This window comes from Sphingobium aromaticiconvertens, assembly GCF_037154075.1.
Classification (GTDB): domain Bacteria; phylum Pseudomonadota; class Alphaproteobacteria; order Sphingomonadales; family Sphingomonadaceae; genus Sphingobium; species Sphingobium aromaticiconvertens.
Window position 1 is genome coordinate 3,750,527 of the sequence record NZ_JBANRJ010000001.1, and the last position, 12,408, is coordinate 3,762,934.

Genomic DNA, 12,408 nt, shown 5'->3' on the forward strand with positions numbered 1-12,408 from the left:
TGGTTACGGGTCATTAGGGGCCAGACCTGATGACACCGAGGCAATCAGCTTGTCGGCATAGGGCAATTGCGATGGACCCGTTTCCCTTCCGCAGAGGATCGGTATTCCAATATGTATCGCACATCGCCGCCGAGGAAAAAAATGCTGCCCCTGGCTTTGGAGACTAGAGCATCGGCAAGAGAAGCGGCTTTCCTGTCGGCTCCCAAAAATGGCTTGAGCAGCAACAGTCCGGTCATATCCTTGTCTTGAGCCTGGCTGACGCCGGATCTGCGCTGTATCAACCCGCCGTCCCCCTTATGGGATGTCACGATTGCCCACGACAGTCTCGCCATCGCCTGGCGCTCGCCTGTCGAAAGAGGCATGGCCGTCAACTCGGCGAGCGAGGCCAGCGCTTCGGCGGCGAAAAGGTGATAATGACGCGCGCGCTCACCACGCCTCAGTTCTTCGGGCAACAGACCATCGACATCGATATCGCCCAGACCGTTCTTTAGCACAGTTCGGGCGTAGGCTATCATCGTACAATCACCCACGGCAAGGCCCGCCGCGCCGACAGACAAGCCGCCCCAATATTGCAGGTTGTTGACCCTGTTCATGTTCCGGGAAACGTAAAATTGTCGCACCAGGTTCGACATCTTGACCAGATAGGCTTTTATTCGATCGACCTCTGAGCCTCCCGGGAAGCTGTCGTCCGCCTTCATAAAGGCAATGCTCAAGGCGGCCGTCATCCATGTCGCGAAATGATGATCACTGTCGCTTTTCGGCTGAAGCAGGGCATTGGTCTGCTGTAACGATAGAAAATGCGCGAGCAGACACCTTGAAATATCGGCCTTTCGCAGGGGGTCGGAAGTCGCGCGATAGGCATCGGCCATGCTCACGATTTTGCTTACCGGATAGGTGACCCTTCGCCTGACCTCTTCCTGGCTGGACACCATCTCTGGATCGAAGCGAGAATGGCTCTTGTCGGAGGCGAGGTAGCGACCCTTCACCCCCATTTCCAAAGGAACGACACGAGGGGTCTCGCAGGCAAAGCCCTGCCTGGCAAAAGCAGGGTGAATTGCCAGTGCGACGCTGGCCGCAATTGAAAAAACGGTCCACCGCATAAGCGTTTGGCCGCTAGTGCAACGCATGAATGCTTCAGTGAAATACAGCTTGAACCGCCTGATCCAGCTTGGCATTCGCATCAAAGCATAGCCTCCTGTTAATATATGCCAGGCGCGGTTTTTTTTCGGGAAGGTCGCCGACATTTACGATGTTCTCGGCCAAACCAATATCTCCGAAGATGCTGATGATTTTTCGATCTTTGTGATTGTCCACGACCGGAACGGGCGCTGCCCCCATATAGGCGCCCATCAACAGGCTGTGAAGGCGATTGGAATATATAGCCGATGCCCGGCCATATTTGTCAAAAGTCTCTTCGATGGACATGGCCTTGAGGAACTGGACATCGGGGCGATGGCCATATTTTTTCGCAAGATGACGCATGAACGCATCATCCCTGCGGACCTGGGATATAAAAAGCAGGGGATGTTCATCAGAGCACTGGGCAACGATGCCATCGACAAAATTCTCCACAGAATTACGCTCCTGCTCGCCTCTGTCGACCCGGAACGAAAAGGCGATGGCATCCTTGTCCATGCTTTTGGGCTCTTTGGCATAGAGGCCGAACGACATGTCGGGTACCAGGCCGTCACAACGCAGGCGGAGTTCCTCCAGATGTAGAACCGTACCGCTATCCCGGACTAAATGCATCTTGGTCAGCCGCAAGCGGCTCTTCAGCAGCGCAGATGCACGTCGGCCCAGTCCGCTGTAGGATGCGCCAAGATGCACAAAATTGACGCCGAAAAGGGCCATGAAACGATAGGCGCAATTAATCATCGTTCCGGTAGCAAAGGATAATCTCGACTTTTCGCCTCCGATCCCGCTCGGGAGGAAGAAATAATATACCCTCTGGCCTTTGAGGGATATGGATATGGACCTGTATATTACCTCAACAAATCCATATTTTATGTGCTTTACCGTGCCATTATATCCAGAAAGATTAATAACATCTTCTGAAAAATGGATTGGAGCCTTTGATGTATCGATATAGATTTCTGAATAGGACGATATTTTCCGCAAAAGTTCTCTGTTGATCAGCGCGTCGCCAACATTCTCAAACTGCGTCTTTAAACGCAGGAAGCTGACATTATCTAATCTTTCGTTAACCATGTATTGGTCCATCCTGCAATATCTGGATGCGCTGAAGCGCTTGCTTCCGGATCTTCGCCCAGATTGCCCGGTCGATCGCATGATGATAGAAAGCTACAAATTTTCTACTAACGGGCGGGAATTTACATAATGAAATCTATGGCGCGGAAGACAATCATAGTTATTGCTTCCCGATATTTGATTAGATTTGTCCAGTTGGCATATTTTATTTTATTAGCCCGCGCCTTATCTCCCGAAGGCTTCGGCAGTTATGGCATAATCACGGCGTCAGTATTTTTGATGGGAGTCATCGGAAATCTGGGATTGCGACAAGCGGCTGTGCAGCTTGTCGGAAAGGGCAGCATTAGCGATGGGCAAGCGGCGCTAACCAGCTTGATGGTCTTGCCACTACTGACAGTGGGATGCTGTTTATCGGTATGGTGGTTCAACGAGGGGCAAATCTCTGCCTTTAGTGCTGCGGAGCGCTGGGCAATCTGGCTGTCGGTTGCATGTGTTCTATGCATATCTTTGATGCAGGGCATATTTCTGGGCAGAGGACAGACGTCGCTGTTCGCCGGCGCCGATGCAGGCCCGCGCCTTTTACAAGCCGCCCTGGTTTTCGCTTTGTGGCTGACCAACAATCTAAATCTGGTGACGGCTCTTGTCACATTTGCGCTTGGCTATGCCGTGTTCATCCCCTGGGTCTTGCTCAAAACTTTTCGCGGCGCCGATATTAGACGACCCAGCCCGACTGAATTCTACCGGATGATACGGATCGGACTCGTCTATGCCATCTCGCTTTTTCTTATCTCGCTCCAGGGCAGGGTCGGACTTTTCTTCCTTGATGGTGCAGGGAAGGACGCGCAGATCGGCAACTTTTTTGCAGCGCAGAGGGCTACCGAGATTTTCCTGGACGTTGCAACGGCCGCCGCCGTCGTTCTCTTTTCAGAGACGGCGCGCGCGGCGGATCCACAGGCCAATTTCCGCGTTGCTGTGCGAACCGCCGTCGGCATATTTGTCATGTTTCTACTTGCCGGAGTGGTGATGGCCGTGGCCGCGCCGCTGATGGTGAACATCGCGCTGGGCGCAGCCTATGTGGATGCCAAGGTGCCACTGATCATTCTTAGTCTGGGGTTAGCCCCCGCTGCCGTTACGCGCGTGATGAACAGCGTGCTTTCAGGCATGGGGAAGCCTTGGCTAAGTGGCGGCATTGCAGGACTGGGCGTTGTGGCGAACATATTGGTCTGCGCATTAGCCGTCCCGCGCTGGGGTGCAGTGGGTGCAAGTATCGGACTGGTGTCCGGGCAGATCATTGCTTGCATCAGCTATGCCGTCATATGTCGCAAGATGTTCGGGATAGGGATGGCCGATGCGGTGCCAGACTTTTCAGGTGCCATCCGAAAGCTCAAAAAGCGCGTTTCAAGTCGGCAAAGGTCGTGATCGCCGCGACCGTCGTAACGTCGAAGCCACCTTGGATGCAGTCAGTGCTTCGGAACGGACAATCAGCATCGTCAAGGCAAAGAGGACTACCGGCTTGCCTGCATAATTGACGCCCGTCAGGCTGGCCAGAAAGGACATGAGCACAAGACATACGGCATAGGAGTTTCGCCCAAGCAATCGCCCGCTGCGAATGCCGGACAGCAATTGGGCGAGCAGAAAAGCGCTGGTCAGAAAGGCGCCGATCATGCCGGTCTCAAACAGAGCATTGATGAAGGAGTTGTGGGGATGGGGCGGCCGATACCTGTTCCACATATGATCGAAAGCCGGCAGATCGAAACTGCCATAGCCTTTTCCCAGCAGATGCGATCCTTCATTATAGGCCTGGAGGGTGACTTCCCAGATTCGCGTGCGCCCCGTCAGCGTTGGATCACCCGTTTCATCGCCGAACCACTGGAAAAGAGCTTCCGAGTTCCAGACTATCGCGACCGTTAATATGATGAGCGCGATTACCGACGCCCAACCCAAGGCACCTCTTTTCGACAGGAAATATCCCAGAGCGGCCGCAAGCAGAGCATAAGCGCTGTAGGACCGCGCCAACGCTGCGGCCGCGCAAGCCGCAAGCACCAGCCCGACGATGACGCAGACATAGTTTCGCTTGCTAACCACTTCACGCAGGTTTCCGTTGAGGAATGCAATGCCCATGAAAACCAGAGCAACCGACATATAGGCGCCCAAGCGGAGCTGATGCTTGAATACACCGCGCAGCTCAGGGAAACCGGTTGATGAAAAAGGCTGGAAAGCCAGCCCAGGCGCGACCACTATCATGGCGAAGGAAACCAGCGCCAGAACGAACGCCGACCAGATTACGATCCGGACGATATAGTCTATCGGCACCCTGCTGATATAAACACAACCCACCCATAGCAAGGCAAGGTAAACACTCTGGACTGCTGTGTTTGTGGGTGAAGCCGACCAGGCCATCGACAGAATACACCAGGCGACATAAACAAAATAGACATAGTCGACGGCTAGAAACCGTGGAAAGTTCCATCTTTCCACGCGCCCACCGTAGAGCATGCATATAATTGCGCAGATCGACGCTGCACACATAACCAAATTGCCAAAGTTAACAGCACCATTCAGAAATTGCAGTTCCAGGGCCAGTACCCCGAAAAGGAAAATCTGCGCGGCGGTCTTTTCATATTTTGGAATGAAGGCCGACATTTTGTTGGAGGCCCACAGCTTGGAATAGTGCGGCAAATCGGCAGACATGTTTTTTTCGCTGATTGCCGTCATGCCTTTACGCCCCCACGTGACCATTCCGAAATCCCGACCCCAAAAATCATCAATTGGTATAGCCAACATAGCAAGGCCATAGAATTCTGATCATAAGAGGTGAAAGCAGGTTTCGGTAACCCATGACGACTGATTACTAACATTCCGTGAAGCAGCACTCCAGCAAAGGCAGGCACTTCTTTGCCCCCCGGCTCCTTTCCTTCGTTCGCATTGGGTTCTTGCAGGGCGGCTGGACCAGCTAGGGTCAGGACCTGTTAAATTGCTTGCGCATTGGGTGATGGGTTGATTCAATAGCAGCGTTAGGAGGCGCTGCCGATGGATGTTCCGTTTCTGCTGAGTGAGGCGCAGATGCGCCGGATCGAGCCGTATTTTCCCTTGTCTCATGGGGTGCCAAGAGTGGATGATCGGCGGATAGTGTCTGGGATCATTTACGTCATCAAGCACGGGCTGATGTGGCGCGACGCGCCCAAGGAGTATGGCCCACACAAGACGATCTACAATCGTTTCATCCGCTGGAGCAGGCTCGGCGTGTTCAACAAAATCTTCGCTGGCTTGGCAGCAAAGGGCGGCAAGCCCGACCAGTTGATGATCGATGCAACCCACCTGAAAGCACACCGGACGGCGGCAAGCCTGCTTAAAAAGGGGATGTTCCCCGACGTATCGGACGCACCAAAGGCGGCCTGAACTCCAAGCTACATGCCGTATGCGATGGCAAAGGCCGACCGCTCATCATGCTGCTCAGTGAAGGGCAGATGAGCGATTATAAGGGCGCTGCACTGATGATCGATGCCTTCCCGAAGGCAAAGGTCCTGCTGGGCGACAAGGGCTATGACGCCGACTGGTTCCGCGCGGCACTGGCCGACCGCAAGATCACGGCCTGCATCCCGTCAAAGGGGAACCGGAAAGTGCCCATTCCACACGACACGGCGCTCTATAGACAGCGGCACAAAGTCGAGAATATGTTCGGCAGGATCAAGGACTGGCGGCGCATCCACACGCGCTACGATCGTTGCGCCCATACCTTCATGTCCGCCATCTGCATCGCCGCGACCGTTATATTCTGGATCAATCAATGAGTCCTGACCCTAGGGCAAGCCCCGCTTTTGCAGCATGGAGCGGTCACGATACGCTCTTAAACATTCCTAAATTTTCAAATTTTGTAGAAGATATTTATCATCCCACCATATCATCATCATACTTTATGAGATATTTTATTAATCTATTTGATATAATATAAAATCATGTCCAGAATTGTACAAAGTTATCTTTTCATCCGCATTTTTCTGTTGGTCGCTTTTTCCAGCACCGCAATGATGTTAATTTTTTCCATATACAGCGACATAAGGATTGTCGATTTTCTATTGCAATCCTTCGAATTTACCTTCGCATCTACCCTCTTTTTTTTAGTAGCAAGCCTCATCCTTCTGGCTGCTCTGATAACGATATTCGCCAGGACTTGGGCTGGAAGCAACGGTATTGCAGAAAGCGAGGACGCTGGCCCTGAAGATTTAAGACGGTTGGGCGCGTCCTATAGCAATTCGGATTTAAGCATATGATGTAGATATAGCGGGAATCATTTCATCTCGGCGCGCGGGAGGAAATGACCGTCACGCTTCACATCTACCGCAGTATGCGCCGCACATGGCGACCGATAAACCGGGCAGCCTCTTCCTGTGATGCGATGCCCGCCTGCAAATAATGCATCTCGCGCGGGGCAGAAGGTCCAGCAGATCGCCTCGTCATACAGAAGGTCGGCGTACTCCCTTCCCTCATTCTACCGTGACGGATTTTGCCAGATTACGAGGCTGATCGACATCCGTACCCTTGGCCACCGCGACATGATAGGCCAGCAACTGCACCGGCACGGCATAGACCAATGGCGCGATCAACGGGTGGACCTTGGGCATCTCGATCGTCGCCATGCAATTCTCGCCCGCCTGGGCGATCCCTTCCGCGTCGGAGATCAGCACGACCTTGCCGCCACGTGCCTGCACCTCCTGCATGTTGCTGACGGTCTTTTCGAACAACGGCCCGCTGGGTGCGATCACGATCACCGGCACTGCATCGTCGATCAGCGCGATAGGACCGTGCTTCATCTCGCCCGCTGCGTAGCCCTCGGCATGGATATAGCTGATTTCCTTGAGCTTCAGCGCGCCTTCCAGCGCCATCGGATAGTCAGGACCACGGCCCAGATACAGCACGTCGCGCGCAGGCGCGATCAGATGGGCCATCGCCTCAATCTCACCATCATGGGACAGTGCCTCGTTCATGGCGGCGGGCGCTTCGGACAGATGCCAGACGATCTGTGCCTCTTCTTCGGGCGTCAGCCGTCCCCCCGCCCGCGCCAGATTGGCCGCCAGCGCCGCCAGCACGGCAAGCTGGCACGTGAACGCCTTGGTCGATGCAACGCCGATCTCCGGCCCGGCATGGGTCGGGAGCAGCAGGTCCGCCTCCCGCGCCATCGAGCTGGTCGGCACGTTGACGACGACCGCGATCACCTGCCCCGCAGCCTTCGCATGACGCAGCGCCGCCAGCGTATCCGCGGTCTCGCCCGACTGGCTGATGAAGAGAGCAAGGCCGCCCTTTTCCAGCACCGGGTCACGATAGCGAAACTCGCTCGCTACATCGATGTCGACGGGGATGCGCGCGAACTTCTCGAACCAGTATTTTGCCACCAGCCCCGCGTAAAAGCTGGTGCCGCAGGCGACGATCGTGATCCGCTTCACGCTGCCAAGATCGAATTCCATGTCGGGCAGCGACACCTGATTTTCCATCCGCCGCAGGTAGGATTTGAGCGTCTGGGCGACCACGACGGGCTGCTCGTAAATCTCTTTCTGCATGAAGTGGCGATGGTTACCCTTGTCGATCAACGCGCCCGACACGCCGGAGAGGGTCACCGGCCGCTCGACTGGGTGATTATCCTTGTCGAATATTTCCGCGCCCGTCCGAGTGATGACGACCCAGTCGCCCTCCTCCAGATAGGCGATCCGTTGAGTCAGCGGCGCCAGCGCCAGAGCATCGGACCCCAGATAAGTTTCACCATCGCCATAGCCGACCACCAGTGGCGATCCCAATCGCGCGCCGATCAGCAGGTCGGGATGGCTGCGGAACAGGATCGCCAGCGCGAAAGCGCCATTCAGGCGCGGCAGCACCTGCGCGACCGCATCCCTGGGTTCAACGCCCTGTTCCACCAGATCGCTGACCAGATGGGCGACCACCTCGGTATCGGTCTGACTGTCGAAGGTGCGGCCTTTCGCGATCAGTTCGTCGCGCAACACCTTGAAATTCTCGATGATCCCATTGTGGACCAGCGCCACCTCCCGCGTCGCATGGGGGTGCGCGTTGCTCGTCGTCGGCGCGCCATGGGTGGCCCAGCGGGTATGCGCTATGCCGATATTCCCCGGCAGGGGCGCATCGCGCAGTTCCTTGACCAGATTGACCAGCTTACCCTCGGCCCGGCGCCGCGCGATCACCCCATCGTCGATGGACGCCACGCCCGCGCTGTCATAACCGCGATATTCCAGCCGCTTGAGGCCATCGACCAGCCGCTCGGCGACGGTTTCCTTGCCCACGATTCCAATGATTCCGCACATGGATGCCTGATGCCCCGAAACGTCTGAAAAAGGATGAACGCGATGCCCGCGTGCCGTTTGCCTATGCCATGGTCGCGGTACGCGCAACAGGGCGATATTGGCTAAAGCGGCGCTATTGCGGGCGAACAGTGATGAGCCAGATGTCAGGCGGCGCAAAGGCCCGCAAAGGCAGTCCGCTGGTGCCGACCCCGGCAGAGACGACCATCGTCGCCGCCCTTTGCCGATACACGCCGCAAGCATAACGCGTGCGATATTTAGATGGAACATAGATGGCGCCGTAAAAGGGCATGGCAATCTGCCCGCAATGGGTATGGCCGACCAGCATCAGGATCGGCGCATCGTCGCCCAGCCGCGGGAAGAGGTCTGGCCCATGCGACAGCAGCAGCGGCGCCCCGCCCAGCGCGTGCATGGCATCCAGCGTGCCCGGCACGTCAGGCTTGCCCGTATAGACATCGCGAAGCCCGCCAACGGCCAACGGCCCACGCCGCACCGCCTGATTATCGAGCAGCGTGATACCCAATGCGGCAAAACCGCGCGCCCATGCGGACCGGTTCGGCAACTGCTTCTTGCGATTGATATCATGGTTGCCCAGCACCGCGACCGTCCCCAACGGCGCGCGCAGCCGTGCGAAAGCCGCGATGGAGCCTCCCGGCGAAAAGGTCGCCCCACCCTTATCATCACCCATGTAATCGCCACCCAACACGATAAGGTCGGGTTTCAATGCATTGATCTCCGCGACGATCCGGGCCATCCGCTTCTGACCATTGTCGGGACCGGACAGATGGGAGTCCGTCAGCAGCGCCACCGTCACGGGCCGACGTGGCGCGTCCACCGGGAAGGGCAGTATGACCTCCGTATGCCGCACGATCGGCATTGCTTGAGCGTTGGCGAACATCCACCAAAGGATGGCGATGCAAAGCCCCCCCAGGATCGCTATCGCCAACCCCAGGCGACGGAGCGCGAGCAGCAATCCGCTCACCCTTTTTTGCGCGCCTGCATCTTCGCGCGGAACCGCGCGGCCCAGCCGGACTTGGCCTCCTGCACGGGTCGCACCAGGCACAATGCATCCGCCTCCACATCGCTGGTCACCACCGATCCCGCCGCGACAATCGCGCCGTCGCCGATCGTGACCGGCGCGACCAGCGCGCTGTTGGAGCCAATGAAGGCCCCCGCGCCAATGTCCGTCTTATATTTGAAGAAGCCGTCATAATTGCAGGTGATCGTCCCCGCGCCGATGTTGGCCTCCGCGCCAACCCGCGCATCGCCGATATAGGACAGATGACTGACCTTCGCCCCCGCTTCCAGCACAGCTTTCTTGATCTCGACGAAATTGCCGACCTTTGCCTTCGTACCGATCTGTGCGCCCGGACGCAGCCGCGCATAGGGACCGATCTGTGCCCCGCTCTCTATGCTTGCCCCCTCCAGATGGGAAAAGGCGTGGATTACCACATCGTCGGCTATGCTGACGCCGGGTCCAAAGACGACATTCGGCTCGATCGTCACGTCGCGGCCCAGTTGCGTGTCATGCGCGAAGAAGACCGTTTCCGGCGCGACCAGCGTCACCCCGTCGCGCATCGCCTCCAAACGCCGCCGTGTCTGCCAATCTGCTTCTACCGCCGCCAGTTCGGCGCGGCTGTTGACGCCCGCCACTTCCCAGGCATCTGTCTCGATCACCGCACTCTGCGCGCCGGGCAGCATGACGATGTCGGGCAGATAATATTCGCCCGCTGCATTGTCGTTGCCGATCGCGTCCAGCAGCACGAACAGGTCCGTCGATCGCACCGCCATCAATCCACTATTACACAGCGTCACCGCGCGTTCCGCGTCGCTCGCATCCTTATATTCGACCATCTTCTGGATAAGGCCCTGCCCGTCGGCGATGATCCGGCCATAAGCGGCGGTATCCTCCGGCCGAAAACCCAGCACGACCGCGCGCGGCTCGTCACCCCTGCTAAGGCGATCCAGCATGGCGCGCATCGTGGCAGCACTGACCAGCGGCACATCTCCATAAAGGATCAGCACATCGCCCGCGAACCCGGCCAGCGCGTCATGCGCCTGCGCGACGGCATGGCCAGTGCCCAGTTGCTTGTCCTGCACCGCGATCACCGCGCCGGTGCCAGCGACCGCCTGTTCCACCTGCTCGCGGCCCGCACCCACGACGACGACCTGCCGCTCGGGCTGCAATTGCGCCACGCTGGCGATCAGGTGCAACAGCATCGGCCGCTCCGCAATCGGGTGCAGCACCTTGTGCCGCGATGACTTCATGCGCGTACCTTGCCCTGCGGCAAGGATGATGACGGCAAGGGGGCGATGGGTCACGATACCGACTCTCTGTTCTTCTCTAACGATCCGATTATCCCCCGACTGCCATGTTTGGCTTGCATATGCCACCGCGTAGGCGGCATGGGATTGCGCGATGACGCAGATTCCTTTCGATATCGTTGGCTTCGACCTCGATGGCACCCTGATCGACACCAGCGGCGACCTTGCCGCTGCCGTAAATTATGCGATCGGCACGATCGGCCGCCCGCCCTATCCGCCTGACGCGATCCGCCCCTTTGTCGGGCGCGGCGCGCGGGTCATGCTGGAACGGGCGCTCGACGCCTCGGGCGGTTATACCGACGAAGTGCTGGCGCAAACCCTGCCGATCCTGCTCGATTATTACAGCCAGAATCTCGCCATTCATTCCATTCCCTATCCGGGCCTGATGGCCGCGATGGACGCGCTCGACGCGGCAGGCGTGAAAATGGCGATCTGCACCAACAAGGCGGAGCGCTTCGCCGTGCCCCTGATGCACCAACTGGGCCTCGCTGACCGCTTTGCCGCCATCATCGGCGGCGACACGGTCGGCATCGCCAAGCCTGACCCCGCCCCGATCCACGCCATGGCGCAGCGCGCGGGCGGCGGGCGAACGATCTTCGTCGGCGATACGATCAACGACATCGCCGGCGCACGCAACGCCGGCATGCCCAGCATCGCCGTCAGCTTCGGCTTTCTGGAAGGGCCGATCGAGAATCTGGAGGCAGACGCCGTCATTCACCATTTCGATGATCTCGTGCCCCTGCTGACGGACTGGAAGGCGTGACCCTGCGGCTGGAACGGGACGGCGCCCTCGCCCGGCTGCTCATCGACCGTCCCGATCGCCGCAACGCCATGAACCAGTCCATGTGGCAGCTTCTGCCCACACTGGTAGCGCAGGCGATGGCGGACGACAGCGTGCGCGTTCTCATCCTTGCCTCCGCTACGCCCGGCCTCTTCTGCGCGGGCGCCGACATTGACGAGTTCGCCAGTCATAGTGGGCAGGAAAGCTGGCGCGTGGCCAATCAGGCCGCGATCCGATCCAGCCAATATGCCCTTGCCCACGCCGAGAAACCGGTGATCGCCGCGATCGATGGCGACTGTATCGGCGGCGGCTGTGGCCTTGCGATGGCCTGCGACATTCGCATTGCCGCCCCCGTCGCGCGTCTTGGCGTCACACCTGCAAAGCTCGGCATCGTCTATTCACTGTTCGACACGAAGCTGCTGGTCGATCTGGTCGGCCCCGCGCGGGCAAAGCGCATCCTTTTCACAGGAGCCTTGATAAACGCGGAACAGGCTCTGTCGATCGGCCTGGTCGATGACCTTTCCACCGACCCGCTCACCGCTGCCGACGCGCTTGCCCACACCATCGCCGCCAACGCCCAGCATAGCGTGCGATCGGCCAAAACCATCATCACCCGCATCCTCGATGGACAGGCCGATGACGACGACGCAACCCTTGCCCTCTTCCGCGACGCCTTCACCCTGCCGGACTTCACCGAAGGGGTCGCCGCCTTCCGCAACAAGCGCAAGCCCGTCTTCTAACCAGATCGTAAGATTGACCGTGTCAGGATCGCCCGATAGCAAGCCTGTG

General features: G+C 58.0%; 10 protein-coding genes. 4 read left to right on the forward strand and 6 right to left on the reverse strand.

From position 1 onward, the window contains the following. Positions 1–44 precede the first annotated feature (44 nt). Entirely contained in the window at positions 45–1,244 is a 1,200-nt protein-coding gene (locus tag WFR25_RS17935; protein ID WP_336972750.1) for an alginate lyase family protein, read from the reverse strand. After that, positions 1,135–2,208: a polysaccharide pyruvyl transferase family protein gene (locus tag WFR25_RS17940; protein WP_336972751.1), complete on the reverse strand. Its 1,074-nt coding sequence runs from the start codon at positions 2,206–2,208 to the stop codon at positions 1,135–1,137. Before WFR25_RS17940 ends, WFR25_RS17935 begins: the two co-directional genes overlap by 110 nt. A 129-nt stretch (positions 2,209–2,337) precedes the next feature. Between WFR25_RS17940 and WFR25_RS17945 the strand changes: the two genes are divergently transcribed. Beyond that, positions 2,338–3,627 (forward strand): lipopolysaccharide biosynthesis protein, encoded by a 1,290-nt coding sequence (locus WFR25_RS17945; protein WP_336972752.1) that lies wholly within the window; start codon positions 2,338–2,340, stop codon positions 3,625–3,627. On the opposite strand, the gene WFR25_RS17950 is transcribed toward WFR25_RS17945, so the two are convergent. Continuing rightward, positions 3,607–4,923: an O-antigen ligase family protein gene (locus WFR25_RS17950; protein WP_336972754.1), complete on the reverse strand. Its 1,317-nt coding sequence runs from the start codon at positions 4,921–4,923 to the stop codon at positions 3,607–3,609. The genes WFR25_RS17945 and WFR25_RS17950 overlap by 21 nt on opposite strands. Positions 4,924–5,238: 315 nt before the next feature. Here WFR25_RS17950 and WFR25_RS17955 point away from each other — a divergent pair. Next, a protein-coding gene (locus WFR25_RS17955; protein ID WP_156028742.1) for an IS5 family transposase occupies positions 5,239–5,999 on the forward strand; the annotation gives its coding sequence in 2 pieces (ribosomal slippage) (positions 5,239–5,572 and positions 5,572–5,999; 762 coding nt in all). Between the two features lie 693 nt (positions 6,000–6,692). On the opposite strand, the gene glmS is transcribed toward WFR25_RS17955, so the two are convergent. The 3 genes from glmS to glmU form a co-directional block, all read right to left on the reverse strand. Next, positions 6,693–8,516, reverse strand: a complete 1,824-nt coding sequence (gene glmS, locus WFR25_RS17960) for a glutamine--fructose-6-phosphate transaminase (isomerizing) (protein WP_336972756.1) — start codon at positions 8,514–8,516, stop codon at positions 6,693–6,695. A 112-nt stretch (positions 8,517–8,628) separates the two neighbouring features. Beyond that, positions 8,629–9,411: a metallophosphoesterase gene (locus WFR25_RS17965; protein WP_336974961.1), complete on the reverse strand. Its 783-nt coding sequence runs from the start codon at positions 9,409–9,411 to the stop codon at positions 8,629–8,631. Positions 9,412–9,491: 80 nt separating this feature from the next. After that, positions 9,492–10,838 (reverse strand): bifunctional UDP-N-acetylglucosamine diphosphorylase/glucosamine-1-phosphate N-acetyltransferase GlmU, encoded by a 1,347-nt coding sequence (glmU, locus tag WFR25_RS17970; protein WP_336974962.1) that lies wholly within the window; start codon positions 10,836–10,838, stop codon positions 9,492–9,494. A 94-nt stretch (positions 10,839–10,932) separates the two neighbouring features. Between glmU and WFR25_RS17975 the strand changes: the two genes are divergently transcribed. Both WFR25_RS17975 and WFR25_RS17980 read left to right on the forward strand, forming a co-directional pair. Continuing rightward, on the forward strand, positions 10,933–11,601 hold the full coding sequence (locus WFR25_RS17975; RefSeq protein WP_336972759.1) for an HAD family hydrolase: 669 nt from the start codon (positions 10,933–10,935) through the stop codon (positions 11,599–11,601). Continuing rightward, positions 11,598–12,359: an enoyl-CoA hydratase/isomerase family protein gene (locus WFR25_RS17980; RefSeq protein ID WP_336972760.1), complete on the forward strand. Its 762-nt coding sequence runs from the start codon at positions 11,598–11,600 to the stop codon at positions 12,357–12,359. The genes WFR25_RS17975 and WFR25_RS17980 overlap by 4 nt, the downstream gene beginning before the upstream one ends. Positions 12,360–12,408 lie beyond the last annotated feature (49 nt).

What these genes read in the sequence shown, in the direction of transcription:
- WFR25_RS17940 (WP_336972751.1), bottom strand. Translation starts at nt 2,208, where the DNA reads ATGGTTAACGAAAGATTAGATAATGTCAGCTTCCTGCGTTTAAAGACG.
- glmS (WP_336972756.1), bottom strand. Translation starts at nt 8,516, where the DNA reads ATGTGCGGAATCATTGGAATCGTGGGCAAGGAAACCGTCGCCGAGCGG.
- WFR25_RS17950 (WP_336972754.1), bottom strand. Translation starts at nt 4,923, where the DNA reads ATGACGGCAATCAGCGAAAAAAACATGTCTGCCGATTTGCCGCACTAT.
- WFR25_RS17975 (WP_336972759.1), top strand. Translation starts at nt 10,933, where the DNA reads ATGACGCAGATTCCTTTCGATATCGTTGGCTTCGACCTCGATGGCACC.
- WFR25_RS17965 (WP_336974961.1), bottom strand. Translation starts at nt 9,411, where the DNA reads ATGTTCGCCAACGCTCAAGCAATGCCGATCGTGCGGCATACGGAGGTC.
- WFR25_RS17935 (WP_336972750.1), bottom strand. Translation starts at nt 1,244, where the DNA reads ATGTCGGCGACCTTCCCGAAAAAAAACCGCGCCTGGCATATATTAACA.
- WFR25_RS17945 (WP_336972752.1), top strand. Translation starts at nt 2,338, where the DNA reads ATGAAATCTATGGCGCGGAAGACAATCATAGTTATTGCTTCCCGATAT.